This is a genomic window from Arthrobacter sp. TMN-49 (genome assembly GCF_054511095.1).
In genome coordinates this window covers 64973-90470 of record NZ_JBTNDH010000015.1, presented here as the reverse complement: position 1 = coordinate 90470, position 25498 = coordinate 64973, and the positions used below count along the sequence as shown (strand labels likewise).

General features: G+C 62.2%; 22 protein-coding genes. 7 read left to right on the top strand and 15 right to left on the bottom strand.

Annotation, left to right across the window (positions count from 1 at the left end):
• Window positions 1-124 precede the first annotated feature (124 nt).
• The 4 genes from guaB to ACX80E_RS09060 all read right to left on the bottom strand — a co-directional run bounded on the left by guaB (window position 125) and on the right by ACX80E_RS09060 (window position 5047).
• Window positions 125-1639 carry an IMP dehydrogenase gene (gene guaB, locus ACX80E_RS09075; RefSeq protein ID WP_459301587.1) on the bottom strand — a complete coding sequence of 505 codons (1515 nt, stop codon included), beginning with the start codon at window positions 1637-1639 and terminating at the stop codon, window positions 125-127.
• Window positions 1640-1977: 338 nt separating this feature from the next.
• A complete protein-coding gene (groL, locus tag ACX80E_RS09070; RefSeq protein ID WP_459301586.1) occupies window positions 1978-3585 on the bottom strand; it encodes a chaperonin GroEL in 1608 nt (535 codons plus the stop codon).
• Between the two features lie 94 nt (window positions 3586-3679).
• Complete coding sequence (gene groES, locus ACX80E_RS09065) at window positions 3680-3976, bottom strand: co-chaperone GroES (RefSeq protein WP_038464523.1); 297 nt, start codon at window positions 3974-3976, stop codon at window positions 3680-3682.
• A gap of 267 nt (window positions 3977-4243) precedes the next feature.
• A complete protein-coding gene (locus ACX80E_RS09060; protein WP_459301585.1) occupies window positions 4244-5047 on the bottom strand; it encodes an ankyrin repeat domain-containing protein in 804 nt (267 codons plus the stop codon).
• A gap of 115 nt (window positions 5048-5162) precedes the next feature.
• Here ACX80E_RS09060 and ACX80E_RS09055 point away from each other — a divergent pair, with 115 nt between their 5' ends.
• Complete coding sequence (locus ACX80E_RS09055; RefSeq protein WP_459301584.1) at window positions 5163-6044, top strand: ABC transporter ATP-binding protein; 882 nt, start codon at window positions 5163-5165, stop codon at window positions 6042-6044.
• Window positions 6041-6853 (top strand): ABC transporter permease, encoded by an 813-nt coding sequence (locus ACX80E_RS09050; protein WP_459301583.1) that lies wholly within the window; start codon window positions 6041-6043, stop codon window positions 6851-6853. The genes ACX80E_RS09055 and ACX80E_RS09050 overlap by 4 nt, the downstream gene beginning before the upstream one ends.
• 20 nt (window positions 6854-6873) lie before the next feature.
• Here the strand turns inward: ACX80E_RS09050 and ACX80E_RS09045 are convergent, their stop codons facing one another.
• From ACX80E_RS09045 to ACX80E_RS09030, 4 genes are all read right to left on the bottom strand, one after another.
• Entirely contained in the window at window positions 6874-7629 is a 756-nt protein-coding gene (locus ACX80E_RS09045) for an iron ABC transporter ATP-binding protein (protein ID WP_459301582.1), read from the bottom strand.
• Window positions 7626-8684 (bottom strand): iron chelate uptake ABC transporter family permease subunit, encoded by a 1059-nt coding sequence (locus ACX80E_RS09040; protein WP_459301581.1) that lies wholly within the window; start codon window positions 8682-8684, stop codon window positions 7626-7628. The genes ACX80E_RS09045 and ACX80E_RS09040 overlap by 4 nt, the downstream gene beginning before the upstream one ends.
• Window positions 8677-9651, bottom strand: coding sequence for an ABC transporter permease (locus ACX80E_RS09035; protein ID WP_459301580.1), 975 nt, complete (start codon window positions 9649-9651; stop codon window positions 8677-8679). The genes ACX80E_RS09040 and ACX80E_RS09035 overlap by 8 nt, the downstream gene beginning before the upstream one ends.
• 92 nt (window positions 9652-9743) lie before the next feature.
• Window positions 9744-10724 carry a siderophore ABC transporter substrate-binding protein gene (locus ACX80E_RS09030; RefSeq protein WP_459301579.1) on the bottom strand — a complete coding sequence of 327 codons (981 nt, stop codon included), beginning with the start codon at window positions 10722-10724 and terminating at the stop codon, window positions 9744-9746.
• A 146-nt stretch (window positions 10725-10870) separates the two neighbouring features.
• Between ACX80E_RS09030 and ACX80E_RS09025 the strand changes: the two genes are divergently transcribed.
• Window positions 10871-12097: a THUMP-like domain-containing protein gene (locus tag ACX80E_RS09025; protein ID WP_459301578.1), complete on the top strand. Its 1227-nt coding sequence runs from the start codon at window positions 10871-10873 to the stop codon at window positions 12095-12097.
• A 136-nt stretch (window positions 12098-12233) separates the two neighbouring features.
• Here ACX80E_RS09025 and ACX80E_RS09020 read toward each other — a convergent pair whose 3' ends face one another.
• Entirely contained in the window at window positions 12234-13046 is an 813-nt protein-coding gene (locus tag ACX80E_RS09020) for a shikimate 5-dehydrogenase (protein ID WP_459301577.1), read from the bottom strand.
• Window positions 13047-13145: 99 nt separating this feature from the next.
• On the opposite strand from ACX80E_RS09020, the gene ACX80E_RS09015 reads away from it, so the two are divergent.
• Together ACX80E_RS09015 and ACX80E_RS09010 are read left to right on the top strand one after the other, a co-directional pair.
• Window positions 13146-14288, top strand: a complete 1143-nt coding sequence (locus ACX80E_RS09015; RefSeq protein WP_459301576.1) for a glutamate--cysteine ligase — start codon at window positions 13146-13148, stop codon at window positions 14286-14288.
• A 235-nt stretch (window positions 14289-14523) separates the two neighbouring features.
• Window positions 14524-14895: an ArsR/SmtB family transcription factor gene (locus tag ACX80E_RS09010; protein ID WP_459301575.1), complete on the top strand. Its 372-nt coding sequence runs from the start codon at window positions 14524-14526 to the stop codon at window positions 14893-14895.
• On the opposite strand, the gene ACX80E_RS09005 is transcribed toward ACX80E_RS09010, so the two are convergent.
• The 6 genes from ACX80E_RS09005 to alr all read right to left on the bottom strand — a co-directional run bounded on the left by ACX80E_RS09005 (window position 14892) and on the right by alr (window position 20538).
• Window positions 14892-16151: an MFS transporter gene (locus ACX80E_RS09005; RefSeq protein ID WP_459301574.1), complete on the bottom strand. Its 1260-nt coding sequence runs from the start codon at window positions 16149-16151 to the stop codon at window positions 14892-14894. The genes ACX80E_RS09010 and ACX80E_RS09005 overlap by 4 nt on opposite strands.
• Window positions 16152-16384: 233 nt before the next feature.
• Window positions 16385-17476, bottom strand: a complete 1092-nt coding sequence (gene tsaD / locus ACX80E_RS09000; protein ID WP_459301573.1) for a tRNA (adenosine(37)-N6)-threonylcarbamoyltransferase complex transferase subunit TsaD — start codon at window positions 17474-17476, stop codon at window positions 16385-16387.
• A complete protein-coding gene (gene rimI, locus ACX80E_RS08995; protein WP_459301572.1) occupies window positions 17473-18012 on the bottom strand; it encodes a ribosomal protein S18-alanine N-acetyltransferase in 540 nt (179 codons plus the stop codon). Before rimI ends, tsaD begins: the two co-directional genes overlap by 4 nt.
• Window positions 18009-18743, bottom strand: coding sequence for a tRNA (adenosine(37)-N6)-threonylcarbamoyltransferase complex dimerization subunit type 1 TsaB (gene tsaB, locus ACX80E_RS08990; protein WP_459301571.1), 735 nt, complete (start codon window positions 18741-18743; stop codon window positions 18009-18011). The genes rimI and tsaB overlap by 4 nt, the downstream gene beginning before the upstream one ends.
• 14 nt (window positions 18744-18757) lie before the next feature.
• The gene (gene tsaE / locus ACX80E_RS08985; protein ID WP_459301570.1) at window positions 18758-19333 is read right to left on the bottom strand and encodes a tRNA (adenosine(37)-N6)-threonylcarbamoyltransferase complex ATPase subunit type 1 TsaE; all 576 of its coding nucleotides are present in this window, start codon (window positions 19331-19333) and stop codon (window positions 18758-18760) included.
• Complete coding sequence (gene alr / locus ACX80E_RS08980) at window positions 19333-20538, bottom strand: alanine racemase (protein WP_459301569.1); 1206 nt, start codon at window positions 20536-20538, stop codon at window positions 19333-19335. Before alr ends, tsaE begins: the two co-directional genes overlap by 1 nt.
• Before the next feature lie 218 nt (window positions 20539-20756).
• Here alr and mshA point away from each other — a divergent pair, with 218 nt between their 5' ends.
• Window positions 20757-22007 (top strand): D-inositol-3-phosphate glycosyltransferase, encoded by a 1251-nt coding sequence (gene mshA, locus ACX80E_RS08975; RefSeq protein WP_459301568.1) that lies wholly within the window; start codon window positions 20757-20759, stop codon window positions 22005-22007.
• Between the two features lie 271 nt (window positions 22008-22278).
• Entirely contained in the window at window positions 22279-25467 is a 3189-nt protein-coding gene (locus ACX80E_RS08970) for a S8 family serine peptidase (RefSeq protein WP_459301567.1), read from the top strand.
• The last annotated feature ends 31 nt before the right edge of the window (window positions 25468-25498 follow it).

The following is a 25498-nucleotide window of genomic DNA, read 5'->3' as shown; positions in this document are numbered from 1 at the left end:
CCCCTCCCGCATCCCCCCCCTCCCTCCCCCCCCCCCCCCCCCCCCCCCCCCCCCCCCCCCCCCCCCCTCCCCCCCCCCCCCCTCCCCCCCCCCCCCCCCCCCCCCGCCGTCGTACTGTGAATTGTTACTTGTTCAGGTAGTTCGGGGCTTCCACGGTCATGGTGATGTCATGAGGGTGGGATTCCTTTAGGCCCGCGGAGGTGATGCGCACAAACTTGCCGCGCGCCTTCAACTCCGGAATGGTCGGGGAGCCAACGTAGAACATGGTCTGGCGCAGGCCACCAACCAGCTGGTACGCCACCGAGGAGAGCGGGCCGCGGTACGCCACCCGGCCCTCGATGCCTTCGGGGATGAGCTTCTCATCCCCTGTGACATCTGCCTGGAAGTAACGGTCCTTGGAGTAGGAGGTGTTCTGGCCGCGGGACTGCATGGCACCGAGGGAGCCCATGCCGCGGTACGCCTTGAACTGCTTGCCGTTAACAAAGACCGTCTCGCCCGGGGACTCTTCGGTGCCAGCCAGCAAGGAACCGAGCATGACTGTGTCAGCGCCGGCCACCAACGCTTTGCCAATGTCACCTGAGTACTGCAGGCCGCCGTCGGCGATCAACGGCACGCCGGCCGGAATGGCAGCCTTGGCGGATTCGTAAATGGCTGTGATCTGCGGAACGCCAACACCTGCCACCACGCGGGTGGTGCAGATGGAGCCCGGACCAACGCCAACCTTGATGCCGTCGGCACCGGCGTCGATCAAGGCCTGGGCGCCCTCGCGGGTAGCGGCCTGGCCACCGATCACGTCAACGTGGGCGGCAGCCTTCTCGCTCTTCAGGCGTGCGATCATTTCCAGCACACCCTGACTGTGGCCGTTGGCAGTGTCAACGAACAAGGCGTCAACGCCCGCCTCAACGAGCGTCATGGCGCGCTCAAATCCATCGCCAAAGAAGCCGATGGCTGCACCAACGCGCAGCCGGCCCTTGTCATCCTTGGTGGCCAGAGGGTACTGCTCGGCCTTGGCGAAGTCCTTGACGGTGATCAGGCCGCGGAGCACGCCTGAGGCATCCACCAAGGGAAGCTTTTCAATCTTGTTCTTGGCTAGCAGACCGGAGGCGTCCTCACGGCTGATGCCAACACGGCCGGTGATCAACGGCATGTGGGTCATGACGTCGCGGACCAGACGCTGCGAGTATTCGTTGTCCGGGATGAACACTGTGTCGCGGTTGGTCACGATGCCAACCAGGCGGCCATCGGCGTCAACAACCGGCAGGCCCGACACCCGAAAACGTGAGCAGAGCTCGTCCAGCTCCAACAGTGTTGCGTCAGGGCCAACGGTGACAGGGTTGGTGATCATTCCTGATTCGCTGCGCTTGACCAGGTCAACTTCTTCGGCCTGACGCGCAATGGACAAGTTGCGGTGCACAACACCCAAACCACCCTGACGGGCCATGGCGATCGCCATGCGGGATTCGGTCACAGTATCCATGGCCGCCGAAAGCAACGGTGTCTGCACGGTGATGCGCTTGGAAACACGCGAGCTGGTGTCAGCTTCGGAGGGGATGACGTTGGTGTGGCCGGGAAGGAGCAGGACATCGTCATACGTCAGGCCGACGAAGGCGAAGGGGTCATGAATTTCAGGCTGGGACACGAAGGCTCCTTGGCGGGGGTAGAACCATTTAAGGGTGTGCACCCGATGACTGGTCCCGTGATTACGGAGACTGTCTGTGCGTTGGTTACAGTCTAAAACGAAAGCGGCCCTGACCCTATTCCCGAGGCCTGGCTCACACCCCGGGCCGCCCTGGTACGCGTTGCAGAACGCGTTGCAGAACGCGTGAGTGAACCCCACAAGTTCCACGGTGCCGCGCGGCGGGGAGGTCGCCGCCCCCTCGCGCAGCCCAGCAAAAAGACGGCGCTTGCGGTTAAAGCGACCGGTATACCGGTGGCTTTAACCGCAAGCGCCGTCTCTTCTCGCAAGGAGAGCGGAGATTAGTGCTGGTGGCCAGCTTCGTCGTCCTCGGCAGGCTTGTCCGTCACAAGAACTTCGGTGGTGAGCACCAAAGCTGCGATGGAGGCTGCGTTGCGCAGGGCCGAACGGGTGACCTTGACCGGGTCGATGACGCCGTCGGAGATCAGGTTGCCGTAGACGCCGGTGGCTGCGTTGAAGCCGAAGCCGTCTTCGAGTTCGCCAACCTTGTGCACAACAACGTAGCCGTCGTGGCCGGCGTTCTGGGCAATCCAGCGCAGCGGCTGGGCAACAGCCTTGCGCACCAGTTCAACAGCAGTTGCTGCATCGCCGGTCAGGGCTGCAACGGTGGCATCCTCGTCGAGAGCCTTGGCGGCCTGAACCAGTGCGGAACCGCCACCGGCCACAATGCCTTCTTCCAAAGCGGCACGCGTTGCGGACACGGCGTCCTCAATGCGGTGCTTCTTTTCCTTCAGCTCAACCTCGGTGGCTGCGCCAACCTTGATCACGCCGATGCCGCCGGCCAGCTTGGCCAGGCGTTCCTGCAGCTTTTCCTTGTCCCAGTCGGAGTCGGTGCGCTTGAGCTCAGCGTGCAGCTGGGCTACGCGGTCGGCAACTTCCTCAGCCGTGCCGGCACCGTCAACGATGGTGGTGTTGTCCTTGGTGACTGTGATGCGGCGAGCCGTACCCAGTACTTCAAGGCCAACCTGGTCCAGGGTCAGGCCGATCTCCGGGGAGACAACCTGTGCACCTGTCAGGATCGCGATGTCCTGCAGCATGGCCTTGCGGCGGTCACCGAAGCCCGGAGCCTTGACAGCAACAACGTTCAAGGTGCCGCGCAAGCGGTTGACGATCAGCGTGGACAGAGCCTCGCCGTCGACGTCTTCAGCAATGATGAACAGCGGCTTGTTGGCAGCGAGTGCCTTTTCCAGCAGCGGCAGGAATTCCTGCAGGCTGGAGATCTTGCCCTGGTTGATCAAAACCAGTGCATCTTCCATGACTGCTTCCTGGCGTTCTGCGTCGGTGACGAAGTACGGGGACAGGTAGCCCTTGTCGAACTGCATGCCCTCGGTGAGGACCAGTTCGGTGGAGGTGGTGGAGGATTCCTCGATGGTGATCACACCATCCTTGCCAACCTTGTCGAATGCCTCGGCGAGCAGGTCGCCAATTTCCTGGCTCTGAGCGGAGATGGCGGCAACTTCTGCAACCTGTCCACCCTCGACCGGGCGGGCGTTCTCCAGCAGCCGCGTGGCAATGGCTTCAACGGAAACCTGAATGCCGCGCTTGAGCTCACCGGGAGCCGCACCGGCGGCAACGTTGCGCAGGCCTTCCTTTACCAGTGCCTGTGCCAAGACGGTGGCCGTGGTAGTGCCGTCGCCGGCAACATCGTTGGTCTTCGTGGCAACTTCCTTGGCCAGCTGTGCGCCGAGGTTCTCGTACGGGTCTTCCAGCTCCACCTCGCGGGCGATTGTGACGCCGTCGTTGGTGATGGTGGGAGCGCCCCACTTCTTATCCAGTACTACGTTGCGACCGCGCGGGCCAAGTGTCACCTTGACGGTGTCGGCGAGCTTGTCGATACCGGCCTCAAGGGCCTTGCGTGCGCTGTCGTTGAATGCAAGCTGCTTAGCCATGCGTTGTGTCCTTTCACGCAAAGACCCCGCGCTCGTAACCTAGAACGGTCCCGGTCGCGGGGGCTTTACAAAGTGGTTACTTGAGCAAAAGTCGTTACTTAACGACGATGGCCAGTACGTCGCGGGCCGAGAGAACCAACAGCTCTTCGCCACCGGTCTTCACTTCAGTTCCACCGTACTTGGAGTAAATGACGACGTCGCCCACGGCAACATCGATCGGGACACGGTTGCCGTTGTCATCAACACGGCCGGGTCCTACTGCCACAACTTCGCCCTCCTGGGGCTTTTCCTTGGCAGTATCCGGGATAACCAATCCGGATGCGGTGGTCAGCTCTGCTTCGAGCTGGCGAACAACAATACGATCCTCAAGAGGCTTAATAGAGACCGACACTCGGACCTCTCCTTCACATGCGTAAATTCTTTGGATGGCTGGCAGTCTTCTTCACCATGTTGTGCGGAGCCCCAACCGTCGTCGCGGTGCCGGCGATGCTCCCATGGCCAAAAAGATAAGCAAGTTAGCACCCTCGGGGTGAGAGTGCTAACTCTGACTCTAGGGAATTGATTAGCACTCGGTCAAGGCGAGTGCCAGCTCGTGGCTTAAAAGTGCGACGTCGGCGGGCGTGGTTTCGCTCACGGCGCACCTTTGGTGCCCACTCGGCTAGCGCCCGCCGGCGTCCAGCAGCAGCTGCGCAATGGCACCCTGGCTCCTGGCCTGGGCGTGCGCCAGAGGGGTGACACCGTTGGCGTCGGCCAAATTGGCGTTCGCTCCGGCATCAAGGAGCAGACGCACCACCTCCTGATGGTCCTCCCCTCCCGTCCCCAAGATCACCGCCTCCAACAGGCCAGTCCACCCAAGGTTGTTGACGTGGTCAACCGGGACCCCTGCCGCCAACAGAATCCGCACAGTGCTGACGTGTGCGTGTTCGCACGCGGGGATCAGAGCGGTGCCGCCATAGCGGTTGGTGCTTTTGACATCGGCACCGTGGGCCAGCGTCAGGGCCAGAATCTCATCGAGTCCCTCCGCGCCGGCATAGAGGAACGCCGAATCCTGCACATCGTCTTGGGCGTTGACGTCGGCACCTGCCACCATCAACGTTTTGGCGGCAGCTACGGCGTTGGACTTGGTTGCCGCCACCAGGGGTGTGCGCCCCTCTGCTCCCTTGAATTCGAGCTCGGCGCCGTCAGCCAGCAACCGGGCCACCGACGTGGAATCGTTGGTGTGGGCTGCGCTGATGAGTTGCGTATTCAAGGTAGCTTGCTCCTGCGGTGTCATTGGCGTCTTGGTGGTGGCCGGGGACGTGTGTGGGGATGCTGTTGGCGGCGCCGAACTGCTCGCCGTGGCTGGTGCCGTGGGCGCAGGGACGGGAGCCTCGCAACTGGCGAGGGTGAGAGCCCCCAGCAGGGCCAGGCCGACGGCGGCAAAGCGGCGCCGCTGCGGAGGCAATGTGAGGTGGTGCGTCATGCCCGCCAGCCTAGCGGTTCGGGCGTGGGCCGGGCACCCCCGGGGCGGAGCCGCTTCAAATTCTCTGGGCGGTGCAGGTCTGTTGGCAACGCTGCAATGGTGCAACGATGTTCCCATGACGAATTCAACAGCGCTGGTGCAGGTGCGGGAGTTGCGAAAGTCCTACGGCGGCATCCACGCGGTGGACGGCATCAGTTTTGACATTCACGAAGGCGAGACGTTTGCCTTGTTGGGGCCCAACGGTGCCGGGAAAAGCACCACCATTGAAATTCTTGAGGGCTACCGGGACCGGAGCGCTGGGGAGGTGAGCGTCCTGGGCGTCGATCCGCAACAAGGCGGGCTGGCATGGAAAGCCCAGCTGGGAATCGTGCTGCAGTCCACTGGTGAGAGCGGTAATGTCACGGTTTTGGAGCAGCTGACCCATTTCGCCAACTACTACCCCAACCCGCGCACGGTGGCGGAGGTCATCGAGGCTGTGGGGCTGGCTGAAAAGGCGACCACGCGCATCAGCAAGCTCTCGGGCGGCCAGCGGCGGCGCGTGGATGTGGCACTGGGCATCATCGGCCGGCCCCGGCTGCTTTTCCTCGATGAGCCCACCACGGGTTTTGATCCCGAGGCACGTCGCCGGTTCTGGGGGCTGATCAACCAGCTCAAGGCCGAGGGGACCACCATCTTGCTGACCACGCACTATCTTGATGAGGCGGCCACCTTGGCGGACAGGGCAGGAGTCATTGTGGGTGGCAAGCTGGTGGATATTGGTTCCATTGATGAGATTGGCGGGGCCGATGCCAAGGTGCCGCTGGTCCGGTGGCGGCAGGACGGTGCGGTCCGGGTGGAGCGCACAACCGAACCGGCCGCGTTGGCCGCCCGGCTCTATGCTGAGGCTGGCGGGGAGGTCCCGGGACTTGAAATTACTCGGCCCAGCCTTGAGGACATTTACCTGTCCATGGTGGGCACCACGACCCAGAGCAACGCAGAAAGTGAGGAGGCAGCATGAGGACTTTGGCGTTGGGCACCTCCCGCATTGGCTATGAGCTCAAACTGTATTTCCGTCAAGGCGATTCTGTCTTCTTCACGTTCCTTTTCCCCATTGTGATGCTGTCCATTTTTGCCGTGGCTTTTAGCACCAGCGGAAACATCGGAACCAAGCCGGATGGCAGCGGCGGCATCTCATTTGCCGCGTTCTATGTGCCGGGCATGGTTGCCGCCGGCATGCTGCTCAGTGGGGTGCAAAACCTCGCCGTGGATATTGCCACAGAAAAAGGTGATGGCACGCTTAAACGCTTGGGCGGTACTCCCCTGCCGGTTTTCTCCTATTTCATGGGGAAGATCGGGATGGTGTTGATCAGTGCTGTGTTCCAGGTGATTCTGCTATTGCTGGTGGCGCGTTTTGCCTTCAACGTGGAAATGCCCACCGACGCGGCTAAGTGGCTGACGTTTGCTTGGGTGTTCCTTTTTGGCGTGGTAACCAGCTGCGTCCTTGGCATAGCTCTCTCTGCACTGCCGCGGACAGGCAAGAGCGCCACCGCGGTGGTCATTCCCATTGTGCTGTTGTTGCAGTTCATCTCCGGCGTCTACCTGAACTTCTCGCAATTGCCGGGCTGGTTGCAAAACATTGCCAGCATCTTCCCCTTGAAGTGGATGGCGCAGGGGATGCGCAGCGTCTTCCTGCCGGCTTCCTTTGAGGTTGCCGAGCCCGGTGGCGCCTGGAACCTAGGCCTCGTGGCGCTCGTCATGGGCTTGTGGCTGGTGGTGGGGCTCATCCTGTGCAGGCTGACGTTCCGCTGGATCCGCAAGGATACCTAGGCGGTTCCCGTCAGCCGGCTCTAGTAGTAAACCGCCAGTGGGCCGCGCGGGCCGTCAATGACCTGCACAGGAGTATCAAAGACCTGGCTCAGCACCTTGTCTGTCATGATTTCCTGCGGCGTACCAAATTCGACAACTTGGCCGTCCTTCACGGCACAAATGTGGTCGGCATAGTGGCCGGCAAAGTTGATGTCATGGAGCACGATCACAATGGTGCGCCCCAATTCCCGCGCTGCCCTGTGCAGCAGCTGCATCATCTGCGCTGAATGCTTCATGTCCAGATTGTTCAAGGGTTCATCAAGGAGGACGTGATCGGTTTCCTGAGCCAGCACCATGGCCACATAGGCACGCTGGCGCTGGCCCCCGGAGAGTTGGTCTAAGTAGCGGTTTTCCAGCTCGTTGAGGTTGAGGAAGTCGATGGAACGGCTGATGACTTCCTCGTCGGCTTTATTCAGGCGGCCCTTGGAGTGCGGGAAGCGGCCAAAGCCCACCAGTTGGCGCACGGTGAGCCGCGCAACAAAGTGGTTTTCTTGGCGCAATATGGCCACGATCTTGGCCAAGTCCTTCGATGAAGTGCTGGAGACGTCGTATCCGGCAATCTCGATGACTCCCGCGTCAAGGCCCAGGAGGCGCCCGATCATGGTCAATAGTGTCGATTTTCCGGCCCCGTTAGGGCCAACCAGCGCGGTGACACCGCCGGAGGGTATCTGCAAGGTCACCGGGCCGATGGCAACCTCGCTGCTGTAACTTTTTGAAACCTCTGTCAGCGTGATCACAGGCGTCCCTTTCGGAGAATGAAGAACAGGAAGACCGTTCCACCCACGGCCTCGATGAGGATGGAAACCACACCCTGGGCGTAGAAAACGTTTTTCATGACGAAGTACGCGCCGGCGAGAACTACAAAACCAATCAGCACGGCAACAGGAAAAACGTACTTGTGGTCATAGGTATCTGCCAGCTGGTAGGCCAACGTGGCCACCAAGAAGCCCAGGAACGTCATGGGCCCCACGAGCGCTGTGGATGTGGCCATGAGGATCGAGACAAGAAACAACACCCGCATCACTTCGAAGCGGTGGTTCAGCCCCAGGTTGGTGGTGGTGTCGCTGCCCAACGCGATGATGTTCAGCCGTTTGGCGTTGAGCATGAGCAAAGTGCCGGCGCCCAGACAAAGCGGGATGGCGATGGGCAGGTAGCTGACATCGGCGTTGGAGACGGTCCCAAACAGCCGGGCGGCCAGGATGTCAAAGTCGCCGGGGCTCAGCAAGCGCTGCATGAAGACCGAGATCGATCCCAGCCCGCCGCCGATGACGATGCCCACCAGCAGCATGACTTGGAGGTTGCCGTACTTGCCCGAGAGCAGCCAGCCGTACAACGCCATGGATAGTCCCACCATGATGACAATCTGCAAAATGAACTGCGGGACATCTGCCATCATCACCACGCCGGCCGCCCCAAGGAAGAACACGGCGCCGGTTTGCACGGCGACAAACAAGGATTCAAAACCCATGATCGACGGCGTGATGATGCGATTATTCGTGGCTGTCTGGAAACTGACGGTCGCCATTGCCTGACAAATGGCCACCACCGCCATGACGACTATGCTGGTGCCGCGAAGTTCCGCGATCCGCCAAAAACCCGGCGTGCCCACAGGCATGGGGTTGTCCCAGGCGAGCAGGCCGAAACCAAATCCGACAGCCAGAACAATGAGGACGCCAAGAACCATCCAGTACCGTTTCCGCACGCCGGTTGTGGGCAACGGCCCGGACTGACGGCCAGGGTGGTGCTGACTGGCAGGTGGGGTGGTGCGCGGAAGAATGGTTCGCTCAGCCATGTCGACGCTGCTTCAGCAAGATTGCAATGAAGACCACTGAACCAACAACACCAAGGATCAGCGAGACAGGGACTTCAAAGGGCATGATGACTGTACGCCCCACGAGATCGCAGACTGTCACAATGGCTATGCCCAACAGGCAAACCCATGGCAGGTTGCCACGCAGGTCATCGCCGCGGAACATCGAGACGATATTCGGCACTATCAACCCCAGAAATGGCAGATTCCCCACAACCACTGTGACAACGCCGGTGGCGATGGCGATGAGCCCGGTCCCCAACAGCATGACCTGGTTGTAGTTCAGGCCGACGCTGGTGGCCACTTCCTCGCCCAGGCCGGCCACCGTGAATCTGTCGGCAACCAAAAACACCGCGACGCCTACCAGCGCCACGATCCACAGGACCTCGTACTGTCCACGGAGCACCGACGTGAAGCTACCGGCGAACCAGATGCCCAGACTCTGGAGCATGTTGGTTTGCAGTGCAATAAACGTGGAAATGGCGCCCACCACTGCGCCGAGCATGATGCCCACAATCGGCACTGTTAGTGATGCTTTCAGGGAAACCCGCCGCAGGAAAAGGAAAAAGATCATGGTGCCAATGAAGGCAGCGATGACGGCTCCGGACATCTTCACAAGGATGCTTGCGCCGGGGCTAATGATCATGACAGTCAGCAAACCCAGCCCAGCCCACTCGGTGGTGCCGGTGGTAGTTGGCTCAACAAAGCGGTTCTGCGTCAACAACTGCATGACCAAGCCAGACACCGCCATGGCCGCTCCCGCCAAGACCAGCGCAATGGTGCGTGGAATGCGGGTGACAGCGAACATCTCCCCGCCGTCCTTGCCGCCAAAAATGTCGTAGACACCTGTGAACAGGGACAGTGCCAGCAGGGCAACCACAATGGCCACACCTATCAGCAGGCTGGGTTCAAAGAGCTTGCCCTTGGCGGCAACGACCGTGGTGGTCATGGTGGCGCAGTCCTTTCAGAACGTGCTTGGACGCAGCTCAGTGGCAGACCCGGCGGGGTGCCGGAACTGCCACTGGGCGGGGCGCAGAATTCCTACTTGCCTTCGAGGGCGTCCGCGAAGCTATTCAGGAACTCGGTGTATGTCTGGATACCTTCGTTGGTGTACGTGTCAGCGGGCATGTACACAATGTTGCCGGACTTGGTGGCCGTAACATTCTTCAAGGCAGCGGACTTCTCGAGCACCTCGTTGGCTGGCTTGTAGTCGGCGTCGTCGGCGGAAACAGCTGCGTCGCGGTCCATGACGAGCATCCAGTCCGGGTTGGACTTGGCAATGGCTTCGACGGAAATGTCATCGCCCTTGTGGTCGGTGCTGGACTTGTCCACCTCGAGGGCCGGAGTCAGATCCAGAAAATCGAACAGCGGGCCAAGTGTGCGGCCGGTGACAGGGGCAGAGTAGTTAATCTTGCCACCGGAGGCGATCAGGCCCATGACCTTCTGGTCCTTCTTGTACGTTGCCTTGACACGTGCAATGGCCGCGTCAAAGTCCGTGTTGAGCTTCTTGGCTTCAGACTGCTTGCCGAACACCTCACCCAAGACAGTGGTTTGGCGCTTCAGCTCGGCATCGAACGGCTGCCCCTCACGCGGATCCAGAGCCAGCACCGTGGCTTTCGGGGCCAGCTTGCTGAAGTCGTCCTGGTATTGAGTGAAACGCTGTCCATTGACAATCACGTCCGGGTCCACGGCAACGACGGCCTCGAGATCCGGTTCGTTGTGGGTGCCCAGATCCACGATCGAGTCATCAGTCTTGTAGGAGCTGGTGGAGGGCATGAGGGCCACGGCACCGGCGCTGAGCTTGACACCCCAGCTTGAAAGCGTCTCAAAGGTGCGGTTGTCGGTTGCGACGACCGACTTCAGCGGCGTAGTGATGGTGTGTGAACCGTTGTTGTCTTCTACCGTGACGGATCCTGCAGCTGCGCTGGTCGACGCCGAACCAGACTTCGCGGGAGCGCCACAGGCGGTCAGCGCCAAAACGGCGGCAGTGGCCGCGAAAGTGAGCAGGTGCTTCTTCAACATCGATTTTCTCCAAAAGTCAGATTAGCTTAGGCAATCCTTATAAGTATTCCTAAAAACTTATTACGCCAGAGAATAATTGCGCAAATTTATAGTGTGCTATTTACCGTGACGCTCGTCACTGGACGGCTGGCGGTTACGATTTAGCTATGTCCACTGATGCGATTTCCCCCCTTCTCACCGTTGCCGGCTGGGAACTTTTGTCCACTCTGGGCCCCTATTCGGAATCGGATTCCCTCAAGCTCAACGAAACCTTGCGCAAAGCCGGGCACTCCCCCGAACTGGTGGCAGCTGCCCTGACGCAATCACGCCTTCGGGCCAAGGCAGAGACAAAGTTTGGCGAATTCGCGCACCAAATGTTGTTCACCCAGGCAGGGCTGGAACAAGCCACCAGGTTGAGCATTGCCGCGTTGCACGCGCAGAGATTTACCGCGGCCGGCATCACCCGCGTGGCCGATCTGGGTTGCGGTCTGGGCGCTGACTCCCTCGCCATGGCCAGCCTGGATATTGCCGTCACGGCCGTGGAGATGGATGAAATCACAGCAGCCTGCACCACTGTGAACCTGATGCCGTTCCCTGAGGCGACGGTCATTTGCGGCCGCGCCGAAGAAACAGACCTGAGCGGCATTGATGGCGTGTGGCTGGATCCGGCCCGCCGCACCACAAGCACCTCCGGCACCACCCGGCTCTTTGACCCCGAGGCCTTCTCCCCGCCACTGTCGTTCGCGGAAAAACTGGCCGATTCGGGCAAGGCAGTGGGCGTCAAAATGGGGCCGGGCATCCCGCACGAAGCAGTGCCGGAAACCGCTGAAGCCCAATGGATTTCCGTCAATGGCGATGTGGTGGAGGCTGGCTTGTATTTCAATGCGCTGGCCCGCCCCGGCATCCGCCGCGCAGCCCTGGTGGTGGGCGCACACGGAATGCATGAGCTCACCAGCACCGTGCCCTATGACCCCGGAGCACAAGACATTGAGGTCGGCCCCATTGCCGGGTACCTCTACGAGCCCGACGGCGCAGTGATCCGGGCCGGGCTGGTGGCCGACTTGGCCCGTACCCTGGGTGCGCATCTGGTGGACGAGCACATCGCGTACATCTGCACGGAGAATCCTGTCGACACGCCTTTCGCCCGCGGCTACAAGGTTCTGGAGGTCAAGCCCTTCAACGTCAAGGCACTCAAGAGCTGGGTCAAAGCCAACAGGATTGGTGTGCTGGACATCAAGAAGCGCGGCATCTCCACCACCCCTGAAGAGTTGCGCCGGCAACTGCTCACGGGATCCGGCAAGGGCCCCAACAAGGCAACGCTGATTCTGACCCGTATCGGCGAGGATAGGGTCGCCGTCGTGGTTGAACCGCATGGCTCCACGGACGCGCCCTAAACCCCCTCCCGAAACCCTCTCGCAGCAATGGCGTGATTTTCCCCAACCCTCTCGCAGCAATGGCGTGTTTTCCCGAACGCTCTCCCAGCACTGCGAGAGCGTTCAGGAAAAAGTAACCATTGCTGCGATAGCGTCTCTAGGCGCGGGAGAAGTCGGAGGCTTCGCGGACCAGCTCCGGGCTGGGGCGCACCCCCGTGTACAGCACAAACTGTTCGGCCGCCTGAATGGCAATGACCTCCGCGCCGGTGATGACCGGTTTGCCTGCGGCCCGGGCAGCCTGGATGAGCGGCGTCTCGGCGGGAAGGGCAACGACGTCGAAGACCAACTGCGCCGCCGCCACCGTGGCGTCGGCAAAGGACTGGGTTGATTCCTCGGAACCAGCCATGCCCAGGGGCGTGACGTTGATGAGCAGGTCTGCTGTCGCCTCGCCAACCTCGGGCAGCCAGCCGAACCCGTAGAGACCGGCCAGCGCCTTCCCCGCGTCCTCGTTGCGAGCCACAATCGAAACGTGGGTTAGTCCGGCGTCGCGCAATGCGGCAGCAACAGCCTTGGCCATGCCACCGGAACCGCGCAGCAGAACCGTGAAATCGGCGGGGACCCCATGCTTGGCCAGCAGCTCGGCGATGGCCAAGTAGTCGGTGTTGTAGGCGGTGAGCACGCCATCGTTGTTAACAATTGTGTTCACCGATTCGATGGCCGCAGCTGAGGCATCCATGACGTCGATCAAGGCAATGACTTCTTCCTTGTACGGCATGGAAACGGCCGCCCCACGAATGCCCAGGCCGCGAATGCCGGCGACTGCCTGCGCCAGGTCTTTGGGCGCAAACGCCTTATAGACGTAGTTCAAGTTCAGCGCGTCGTAGAGGTAGTTGTGGAAGCGCGTACCAATATTGCTGGGCCGCGCGGCGAGAGAAATACACAAGGTCATGTCTTTGTTCAAAATAGGCACCACCCCATTGTGCCCGAAAACCTGAACTACAATCAGAATGCACCCGGCGCCTTTGCCGCTTCGCACCCGAGATTCCGCTACTGCCAAGGGGGCGCCCCAGTGAAGATTGACTTCGCTAAATCTGAACAGTCCACGCTGGGGCTGGAATGGGAAATCGCACTGGTTGACCACGAAACGGGTGAACTGGACGCCCGCGCCAATGACGTTTTCAACAATATCTTCGCCGCCCATCCCGAGGTGATGGACAACGGCGAGCACCCCCACATCAAGGGTGAAATGTTGCAAAACACAGTGGAGTTGGTCACAGGAATCTGCCACACGGTGTCAGAGGGCAAGGAAGACTTGCGCCGTAATCTGAACATTCTCCGGGAAGCCGCCACTCCGTTGGGCCTTGATCTGCTCAGCGCCGGTACCCACCCCTTCAGCAATCCGAGCACCCAGGCGGTCACGGACAAGGAACGGTACGCCAAACTGGTTGACAGGACTCAGTGGTGGGGCAGCCAGATGCTCATCTATGGAGTTCATGTCCACGTCGGCCTGGACCATGTTGCCAAGGCCATGCCTGTCTTGGACGGGCTGGTCAACTACTTCCCGCATTTCCAGGCGCTGTCGGCCTCATCGCCGTATTGGAAGGGCGAGGACACCGGCTATGCCTCACAGCGGGCTCTGATGTTCCAACAACTCCCCACCGCCGGTCTGCCCTTCCAATTCCCGGACTGGGCGGCGTACGAATCCTACGTGCAGGACATGTTCACCACCGGCGTCATCGATGCAACCAATGAAATCCGTTGGGACATCCGCCCCGTGGCCGGTCTTGGCACCATTGAAATGCGCATCTGTGACGGCATGTCCACACTGGAAGAAATCGGCGCTATCGCTGCCCTCACCCAGTGCTTGGTGGAGGACTTTTCAAATACCTTGGACGACGGCGGCACCATCCCCACCATGCCCCCGTGGCACATCCAGGAGAACAAGTGGCGGGCGGCGCGCTACGGCATGGACGCCATCATTATTTTGGATGCCGCAGGCAAGGAACAGCTCGTCACCGAACACACCATGGAATTGTTGAACAAGCTCGAATCTGTCGCAGCGCGGCTCGGCTGCTCCGAGGAGCTGGCCAGCGTGGAAAAGATCATCACCAACGGCGCCAGCTACCAACGCCAACGCGCAGTGGCAGCTGGCACTGATGGTGACCTGCGCGCCGTCGTTCGTTCGCTCGTGGCAGAGATGGACACCAACTAGCCCCCACCTCTTCCACCGGATGGGTGGTTGACGACGGGTGCGACGAGGCCAGCTGCGGTCACCCGCGCAGGGCCGCACCCAGGGCCTCGTCGATGGAATAGGTAGCCGGGTTGGGGTGGGCAATGATCACGGCGGTGTTCATGTGATGGCGCCGTCTGGGCTGGCTGTGTGGTGAGCGGAACCGTCACAGCGATACGCTGTCCGAGTTTTCTCGAACTTCTGGTATTCTGCAGTCATGGTATCGATATCCAGTTTCCGGTCGGATGCATTTGACGCACCGGAGTTCCTGCCCGAGCCGCTTCCGGAACCGTCACTTGATGACATTCGTCTTGAAGCAATTTTCGGTGCGCTGTCCCAGCCGCTGCGCCTGACCATTCTTCAGAAGCTCCTCTTGGAGTCTGAGAGTTACGACCACTCGTGTGGCTGGTTCGGGTTCAATCGCCCGAAATCCTCGCTGACTCACCACTTTAAGGCGCTGCGTGAGGCCGGTCTGATCCGTCAGCGTCAGTATGGGTTGGAGCGGCGAAGCAGGGTACGCACCGAAGATCTCAATGCCCGCTTCCCCGGGCTGCTCGATTTAGTCGTGGCCTGGACGCCTCAACCCTAAGCTCCCGGTAGTTTCCGGGCGACTACTGCGAATGCCGCCGCGGCGCTTGCTGTGAGGACGATCGCGAACCCGGTCGTCCCGGCACCCAGACCGATGCCGTCGATAAGGAATCCTGTCGCCACGGGGATGAGTCCGGCCGGAATGTAGCCACCAATATTCAGCAATGAGTTTGCCTGGGCGCGGTGGGCGCTGGGTATTTGGGTGCCGATGAGTGTCAATCCGCCCAGTTGCCCGAGCCCCTGACCGCATCCGGCCAGGACAGCTGAGAGAACAAGGATTGCCGGCAGCGAGGCCGTGACCGCCAGGACCAGGGCAGCCATTGCCACCATAGTGGCCGCGGCGCCGGTCAGGAAGATGGTGCGAATGGAGCACCGTGCAACCGCAAACTGTACGCCGGTCGCGGCGAGGAACATGGCGCAGGCCATACCGCCGGCGATAAGGGGGCTCGTGATGCCGAGCAGAGTCGAGAGCACCGAAGGTCCTAAGGAAAGCACGAATGAGGTTGCGGTGATGCCTGGTGCGAATACGGCGATGCCGAACAAGAGGCGGCTCCGATACTCCCCGGGCACTTCGGGTAGTCGCCAGCGCCGGTCCACGGCGCCTGGTTGTGTGGTGTGATGCTGCTTCAACGGCAAGGCGATGGCGATGGCCAGGGCGGCCGTGAGCACAAAGAGCTCGGTGATGAAGAGGGGCACCACCGGATGGGGCTGCAGCTGCGCGTAGACGCCGGCCAACAATGGGCCGAGGCCGGCACCAAGAACCATGGCCACGGAGGCCGCCAGCGACGCTTGCCTCTTCCGCCCCGAGTCGCCCAGATCGACCACTGCGGCCATCCCTGCGGACACGATCACCCCAACGGAGATCCCGGTAAGGAAGCGGGCGATGCCGAGCACCAGAACTGACTCGGCCGTGGCGAAAAGAACGCATGCCACCATCGCCAACACCAGGCCCGGGATGAGTACTGGCTTGCGGCCAATCCTGTCGGCGAGTTGTCCGGCCATCAGGAGGGTCAGCAGGAGCCCGGCGATGTAGGCCGCGAAGACAAGTGTCAGCGTGCCATCGGAGAACCCGAGTTGAGCCTGCCAGCGCACATAAAGCGGTGTTGGCGAGTTTGAGAGTGCGAAGACCGCTGTCACGAGCGACGCGGCGAGGAGCATCGAGAGGTTTCGGCGCTTGGGCGCCGGAGTGTTGGGAACTGTAGCTTTGGCTGCCTGAGCAGCTGTGGGCTGAGGCGTTTGGCGCGTAGTGCTGTTCACGGATCCTCCGATCTTGTACGAGTATTGTCGAATCTATCATGCTTCGAATTCAATCGAACCAGTATGACTCAATACGTACTAGTGAGCAGTTTGTTCGCCAGTTTCGAGGGCCGAACTCATCACAGCCCAGCACCAAGCCCCCTCCCGCCTCACCACAACTGACCCGCAGAAAACGCCGAAAATCGCGCTAAAAGCGCGTATTTTCGGCGTTTTCTGCGGGTCAGTTGTGGGGGTTAGAGGCTGATGCTTGTCACGGGCATGGACGAATCCGGGGCAAACGCCAGATCACTCGGGGCCACGCCGTTCATGACCAGCTGCGCACCCAAGGCCGCCACCATGGCTCCGTTGTCAGTGCACAGCGATAGTTTGGGCACCAGCAGCGTGATTCCGGCAGCCATGCACCGCTGCTGTGCCAGCTCCCGCAACCGGGAGTTCGCAGCCACGCCGCCGCCCAGCAGCAAAGTGGTGATGCCCTGCTCCTTGCACGCCAGCACGGCCTTGGCGGTGATGACATCCAACACCGCCTCCTGAAACGACGCCGCAACGTCGGCTACCGGGACAGTCTCCCCGCGTGCCTCGTACCCCTCGACGCAGCGGGCCACGGCCGTCTTCAGGCCGGAGAAGGAGAAGTCATAGCGGTGCGGACCGGGTGCTTCCGCGGTGCCCATGTATTTGGGCATTGTCAGCCCGCGCGGGAACCGGATGGCCTTGGCATTGCCTTCGCGGGCCAGCCTGTCAATGGCGGGGCCACCGGGATAGCTAAGCCCCAGCAGCCGGGCCACCTTGTCGAAAGCCTCCCCGGCGGCGTCGTCAATGGTGGCACCGAGTAACTCCACATCGGAGGCGATGCTGCGCACGCGCAAAATCTCTGTGTGCCCACCCGAAACGAGCAACGCGCCAAGGTTCTGCGGCAACTCTCCACCCTGGTAGCGCGCAGCGATGGACTCATCCAGCAGGCCAACGCCCACGTGTGCCACCAGGTGGTTGATGGCATACAGCGGTTTGCCCGTGGCCAGCGCCAAGGCTTTAGCGGCACTGACACCCACCATGAGGGCACCGGCCAGACCCGGACCGCTGGTGACGGCGATGGCGTCCACATCCGCCAGCGTGACCCCGGCAGCGGAGAGCGCCTGTTGCAAGGTGGGGACAAAGGCGTCCAGGTGGGCACGGGAGGCAATCTCTGGAATCACCCCACCAAAACGAACGTGTTCTTCCATCGATGAGGAAACGGTGTTGGTCAGCAGCGTTGTGCCGCGCACCAGGCCCACACCTGTTTCATCGCACGAGGATTCAATACCCAAAATCAGCGGGTTGCTCTGGTTCACGAGTTGTCCTTCACATCGGTGGGGGTGGGTAGTGTCAGGCGCATGATCATCCCGTCCGAGCCGTCCTTGTAGTACCTGCGCCGCGTGTGAATGTGCGCAAAACCGTAGCGCCTGTAGAGATCCTGGGCCCGGGGGTTTGTTGAGCTGACTTCGAGCATGATCTCCAGGGCACCGCGTCGGGTCGCCTCGGCAATGAGGTCTGCCAACATGGCGCGGGCAATGCCGCGGCCCTCAAATTCCGGCAATACCCCGATGGTTTGGATGTCCCCCACGGGCTCCACGCACATCAGCCCGGCATAGCCTGCTAAGTGCCTGCCGCCGGCACTGTCCGGAACCTCGGCGATGATGTACCGGCGGGTTTCGGGTTGCGCCAGCTCGGCCTCAAACATGTACCGGGGCCAGCAGTCCACCCCGAAAAGCTGGGCGTCCAAGGCGGTGATGACGTCAATGTCGGCTGGAACCATGGCGCGCAACAGCGCAGGACCCTGCCATGGCTGGGGCGCCAGCGGCTGTTCCGGTTCGGCGGCTGTCGTCACAGTGCACGCTTCCGGGGGCCGGGAACTTTGGCGTCCGATTCACGGAGGTACAACGGGGTGGAATCCAATAAGCCAGCGTTCGCCAGGGATCCTGCGGCAGCTATTTTGCGAGCTGCCGCCCGCCCCAGCTCCAAGGCGGTGGGCTGTTCGTTGGAAAAGCTGGCCTCCACCACGCATCCGTTGCCGGTCAGTTCCGGGGCATAGATTCCGGCGCCGGCGCCGAAGACCTGCACGGGCGAAATTTGTGCCGCCGGACCAACATGTGGGCCCTCGATGAGCACGGCCGCAGCGCTGTACTTGGCCCAGTACACCTCGCGGCGGCGGGCGTCTGTGGCGACGACAAAGTCAGCCAGGGCCAGCGGCGCAACTGCCCGCCCGTCCACGTAGCGCGGAGTGTCAAAAACCTGTTGGGCCAAGGCGTCAAGGCTCATCATGCCGTACAGTTTCACGCCCCAGGTGAAGGCCAGCGTGCGTGCCACGGTGATCCCCGAGCGCAGTCCGGTGAACGGGCCAGGACCCGTGCCCACAATGATGGCATCCAATGCGGGGCCTTCGGTGACGGGGTCGTTGAACAGCGATTTCACCCCCGGCGCCAGTACCTCGGCGTGACTGCGCGTGTCCTGGGTGGCAAAGTTCGCCACCACCCGCACCGTCCTGGCCAAGTCTTGGGGGTCAAAGTCCAGCACTGCCGCGCTAGCCACAGCCGAGGTGTCAATGATCAAGATTCTCACGATAGTTTTTTCATCTATTCTGTTGATGTCTGTGGCTGGCCAAGCACCGAAAAATCGATGCCCTCCCAGCGCGGCCCGATGGCTTGGACGCGCAAAAGGCGGGGTTCGTCGTCGTCCTCGTCAGCAAAATCAAAGGTGCCGGCATCGTCGGCTGCTTGATTCGGCAGCGGCGCGGGAGTCCCGCCCACAGCCCGCAGCAAGTCAATTTCCAGGCGGCTGGCTGAGAGGTGCTCCACCCGATCCGCACCCCACTCCACCACTGTCACGGCCGAATCAAGGGTGTTTTCTAGATCAATGTCATCAATTTCGCCGGGTGAGGACAGCCTGTACGCATCCACATGGACCAGGTCCGGCCCGCCCGGGTTGGGTCCATCGGGCAAGTTCGGGTGAATGCGCACCAGCACAAAGGTGGGGGAAATAATGCCCGGCCGCACACCCAAACTGCTGCCCAATCCCTGCGTGAAGGTGGTCTTGCCGGCGCCCAGCTCACCGCTGAGGACGATCAAGTCCCCGGCCCTGAGCAGTCCGGCAAGCTGGTGCGCCACGTGTTGGGTTTGCGCGGCGGTGCTGGTGGAAAACTCCCACACCATCAGGCGCCGCCCACAGCTGCTGCGCCAAGGTAGCTGCGCGGGACTCGCTGGCTGATGCGTGTCACCACTTCATAGTTGATGGTCCCGGCGGCCGTCGCCCACTCCTCCACGAGCGGTCCGCCGTCGGCCCCGTTGCCAAACAACACGGCGGTGGCGCCCACCGCCGAACCCGGTACGGCCGCTTGGGCGAAGCCCTCGTGTGCCGCAGGGCCTAGGTCGATCACCATCTGGTCCATGGCGATCCGGCCCACCACGGGGTAGGTGACGCCGTTGACGCGCACCGGCCCGCCGGTGGCGATGCGCGGGATGCCGTCGGCATAGCCCAAGGGGACGAGCCCCAAGGTGGTGTCGGCGGCGGTGGCGTAGTTCAACCCGTAGGAGACACCCTGGCCGGACGGCACGTCCTTGCAGTGCGCAATTTGTGTTTGCAGCGTCATGGCCGGGACCAGCCCCAACTGTGCGGCGGTGATGCCCCCCAAGGGGGACAGCCCGTAGATGCCAAGGCCCACCCGCACCATGTCGAAGTGCGAATCCGGGCGTGTCAGGGTGGCTGGCGTGTTAGCAATGTGGCGCACCTCCAGCTCCGCCCCGGCATTCTCGGCAACTGCCACCGCCTCCCGGAAGCAAGCCAGCTGCTCATCAGTCTCGGGCCTGTCCGGTTCGTCGGCCACGGCCAAGTGGCTAAAGACACCCACGACCCGGATCAGGCCTTGGGCCTGGTACGCCAGGGCGGCGGCAACCAGGGCGGGCCACTGGGCAGGCGTGCAGCCATTGCGGCCCAGGCCGGTGTCGATTTTCAGGTGGACGCGTGCCTGGCGCTGCAGCGACGTGGCACCGGCAACAATATGTTCCAGCTCCCATCCGGAGCAGCCCAGGTCAATGCCGTTGGCAACGGCTGCCGTGAAATCACTGGCGGGGGTGTGCAGCCATGCCAGTATGGGCACCTCCAGTCCAGCCGCCCGCAGCGCCAGGGCTTCGCTGATGTGGGCGGCGCCCAACCAATTCGCACCGGCGGCGACGGCTGCGCGGGCTACCGGAACCATGCCGTGCCCGTAGGCGTCGGCTTTGACCACTGCCATGAATTTGGCGGGCCCCACCATGGCACGCAGGTGGCGGATGTTGTTGGCGATGGCGGACAGGTCAATGATGGCTTGCCGTTCAAGGCCCGGTGTGGGCTCGTGAACTGACGCAACGAAGGAAGTCACCACCCCATTTTAGGCCTTTTTGGGCGCACCTGCCCGCCCGGTGGTGCCCTCACCCGTGGTGGTGTTGTGATTTGCGGTTCGAATCCGGCCGTTCCGCGGGCTAGGTAGTGTTCACAGGCAGTGACAAGATATGTAGTGACACGTTTTGTGCAGTTCCCCATGCCCCGGCCGCGCCACACTGCCGGAGCCTGGCCCACGTACCCGTTAGGAGGGACGCCATGCATCAGATCCGACGCGTCGCCATGCTCTCCTTGCACACCTCCCCTTTGGAGCAGCCAGGCGGCGGCGACGCTGGCGGTATGAATGTTTACGTCCGCCATTTGGCCCTTGAACTGGCTGCGACGGGCGTGGCCGTTGATATTTACACCCGCCGCACGGCAGCCACCCAGCCGGACACGGTGCAGCTGGCCCCGACAGTCACTGTTCATCACATCACCGCCGGCCCGTTCTCCAAAGTCTCCAAGGAGGCGCTGCCGGAGCTCATCCATGAAATGGCCGACGCCGTCGCCGCCCACGTGGAATCCCTCACAGGAGTTCCCGTGAAGGTCATCCATTCCCACTATTGGGTTTCCGGGATGGCCGGGATATTGGTGGCCAAGCGCCTGGACTTGCCGCTGGTGCACACCATGCACACCATGGCCCGGGTCAAAAATCACCACCTGCCCCCGGGTCAAACGGCCGAGCCAAGTATCAGGGTCGACGGTGAGCAGCACATTGTGGCCGCAGCCACGCGCCTGATTGCCAACACGAGCGCGGAGGCGGCCGAACTTGAGGGCCACTACGACGGCTGCGAACAGCGCATCGACATAGTCTCCCCCGGCGTTGACTTGAAAGTCTTCAAACCAGCGTTCCGGGACAGATCACGGCAAAACCTTGACATCCCGGCCCACTGTTTCCATGTTGTTTTTGCCGGCCGACTGCAACGGCTCAAGGGCCCGCACGTCCTGGTCAAGGCCGCCGCCCTGCTGCGCCGTGAACGGCCCGACATTGACCTGCGGCTGACGTTCCTGGGCTCACGCAGCGGCCACGACAAGTACGACCTGGCCCGCATGATTTTCGACGCCGGCCTGTCAGGTGTCGCCTCCATCCACCCGCCCGTCGGCCCGGAAGAGCTGGCCCATTGGTACAGGAGCGCCGACGTGGTGGCCGTGCCGTCCTCCAGCGAGTCCTTCGGCCTGGTGGCGTTGGAGGCACAAGCCTGTGGCACGCCCGTGATTGCCACCAACGTTGGCGGTTTGCCACGGGCCGTCAGTGACGGCCGCACGGGCCTCTTGGTGGAGGGCCGGTCTTCTGTGGTGTGGGCCAACGCAATTGCCTCATTACATGATTTTGGCGAAACACGGGCCGACATGGGCCGGGCCGCCTCGGTTTTTGCCGAGTCATTTGGCTGGGAAAAAACAGCTGCCCAAACAGTGCTCAGCTACGACCTGGCCTTGAAATACCAGTATCAGGCCCCGCCCGGCTGCTAAGCATCTGCCCGCTGCTGCGCCTCGACGCACCGGCGAGCTCCCGCCGTCGTACTTTGCGGTCATATCCGCACCCACCATCCTGCCCCTTTGGTTAGTCCACAACCTTTCTGCTGTGTCCCGGCTCACATGCGCCCTACTGGTCGGTAGCCTGTTTTCGTTGGCTCCGACGGCTCACGGCACCCTGTCATCATCAGGGACGCTGCCCGGCCTGCCATGTTTCACCCGTCAGGCAAGACGCCTGGCGGAGATCCTGTTGAAAGGTCACAGCACCATGAAACGAACGGGAAGAACTCTCTTTCGAAGCCCAGGACTGCGAAAGGCCGTGGCTCTTTGCGCCGGCCTGCCGTTGCTTCTGACCACAGTGGGGGCACTGCCAGCATCGGCCAACCCGAGCCAGCACGCCCTGCCCGGCATCTCCCAAATGGACATCGATCCGCTGAGCTACCAGGCTGGGCGCTACATTGTGATCCTCACCGAGCAGCCCATCGCCATGTACGACGGCGGCACGGCTGGCCTGGCTGCCACCAAGCCGGAGGCCGGGAAGAAGCTTGACGCCACGCGTCCGGAGGTCAAGAAGTACAAGGCGCACCTGGAAAACAAGCAGGCTGCCGTGGCCAAGACCGAAAGCGTCAAACCCAAGCGCACGTTCACGGCCGCCCTCAACGGCTTCTCCGCGGACCTTTCAGCAGATCAGGCGTTGGCCCTGGCCAAGGACCCGAGCGTTCTCACCGTCGCCCCGGACACGGAGAATGCGCCGGACTATTCCAGCACCGATTTCCTTGGTCTCAGCGGCCGCAACGGTAGCTGGAAGTCGAGCTTCGGCGGGCAGGACAAGGCCGGCGAAGGCGTCGTTGTTGGCATCATCGACACCGGCTATACGCCGTCGAGCCCGTTCTTTGCCGGGGAAGAGGTACTGCCCCTGACCGGTGACCCGAAGGTTGGTGTCCCATACCGCACCGATGATGGCAACATCGCCATGCTCAAGGCCAACGGCGAAACCTTCTCCGGCGAATGTCAGAAGGGTGTAGGCACGGGAGCCGATTTTGACGGCACCGCCTGCAACTCCAAGGTCCTCAGCGCACACTACTTTGCCGACGACTTCGTGAAGTACGTGGCACCCGAGGATCGGGCTCCGGAAGAAGTCCTCTCGCCCGTGGACGTTGGCAGCCATGGCACGCACACCGGCAGCACGGCGGCCGGAAACGCCAACGTGGCGGCAAAAATTGGTGACCGGCACATGGGCATCACCAGCGGTGTGGCACCGGCAGCCAAACTCTCCGTGTACAAGACGTGCTGGGAAGACACCGATCCGGCCACTGGCGGCTGCTATTCCTCCTCCGCTGTGGCGGCCATCAACCAGGCCATCCTTGACGGCGTGGACGTGCTGAACTATTCCATCTCCGGCAGCACCTCATCCACCACCGACCCTGTTTCCCTCGCGTTCCTCTCGGCCACCTCGGCCGGAATTTTCGTGGCCGCATCGGCCGGCAACTCCGGCCCCACGGCAAGCACCGTCAACCACGGAGCCCCATGGCTGACCACCGTGGCCGCCACATCCTTCTCCTCCGAGCTTCAAGGCACGGTCGAGTTCGCTGATGGCACCAAGTTCCGCGGCGCCAGCATGATGGAACAGACACCCCCGGCAAGCCGCGCTGTCCTGGCGACCACGGCTGCAGCAGCCGGTGCAACCAACCCCGAACTTTGTGGCCCCAACACCTTGGATGCTGCGAAGGTCGCTGGCAAGATTGTGGTTTGTGATCGCGGCGTCATCGACCGTACCGCCAAGAGCGCCGAGGTCAAGCGGGCAGGCGGCGTGGGCATGATCCTCACCAACGTCACAGCATCCTCCGAGGACGTGGACCTGCATGCAGTACCCACAGTCCATGTGAACCCGCCGGCAACGACGCTCATCAAGGACAAGGTTGCTGCCAACCCGACCATGCTGGTCTCCCTCACTGACACTGACACCACCGGATTGCCGGTTGCCCCGCAGCCGCAGGTGGCCGGATTCTCCTCCCGCGGCCCGCTGAGCGCCGTGAATTCAGATCTACTGAAGCCCGACGTCGCCGCACCCGGTGTTGCCGTGCTGGCCGGCGTATCACCCATCGCCACCGGTGGTGAGCAGTTCGGCATGATGTCAGGAACGTCCATGGCTTCACCACATGTGGCCGGCTTCGGCGCACTCCTGATGGCCAAGAACCCCACCTGGTCACCGGCCGCGGTGAAATCGGCCATGATGACAACGGCTACCAAGGTGGTGAAGGCGGACGGCAGCAAGAACACCGACCTCTTTGCCACCGGTGCCGGTCAGACGGCAGTGGTCAAGGCCCTCAAACCAGGGCTGGTGTACGACGCTGGCGACACCGAGTACCTGAAGTTCATTCAGGGCACAGGCGTTGATCTGGGCATACCAGAGCTTGGCAGCACAGCGCCCCGGGACATGAACCTGGCATCCTTCGCCGTGGGCAGCTTGGCCGGAAAAGTTACCGTCACCCGTACGGTCACCGCACTGACCGCCGGAACGTACCGGGCCACGGCCAACGTCCCCGGCGTCAACGTCAAGGTCACTCCCTCGGTGCTGAGCTTCGCACAGGCTGGCCAACAGCGCACCTTCAAGGTCACCTTTGAAAACGCCGGTGCCGCCCTGGGCGCGTTTGCCATGGGAAGTTTGAGCTGGCAGGGGGCAGGCGCCACGGTGACCTCACCGGTGGCCGTCCGTCCGCTGGCAGCTCTGGTGCAGCCGGAGATCGCCTTCAGCTCCACCAAGGGCACCAGCAGCGGCATGATTCCGGTAGTTTCCGGTAGCAGTGCCCCCGTGGCACTGACCCTCAATGGCCTGTCCAAGGCCGATTCCAGCGCCGTCAGTTTGGTGCCCGGTCCGCTCTCCGTCGCCACCAACGCCTCCAACTTCCTCAAGGAGGTCACGGTTCCGAAGGGAACTAAACTGGCCAAGTTCCAGGTCATCTCCTCCGAGGAGGGCGCCGACTTCGACATGATCGTCTTCAACCCGCAGGGCAAATTCACCGACCTCCGGACGGCTTCTTCCAGTGAAACGCTTTCGCTGACGAACCCCGTGCCCGGTACCTACACGGTGCTCGCCAACCTGTATTCGAGCACGAGTGGGGGCGCCGCGAAGGCCACTGTTGACGCCGCGATCCTCGGTGCCGACGCCGGCAATGCCACGGTGGCGCCGAACCCGTTGAAGCTGGCCAATGGCAAGTCCGGCAACGTGACGCTGAGTTGGACCGGGCTGGCCCCGGGCAACTACCTGGGTCGGGTTGCCTTCGGCGATGCCGGCACGGAAACGTTCGTCTCCGTGATTGTTTCACCCGACGGAACCGCAGTGGTTCCCGCCGAGGACGGCGAGGACAGCAAGGACAGCAATGGCAAGCCGAGGAAGGGCGAGCAGCAGGAGTCGGCATTCCCCACCGACCTAGCGCCCACGGACCTGTTGTCATAGGGTCCAGGGCAGCCTAGCCCTGCACTCGGTT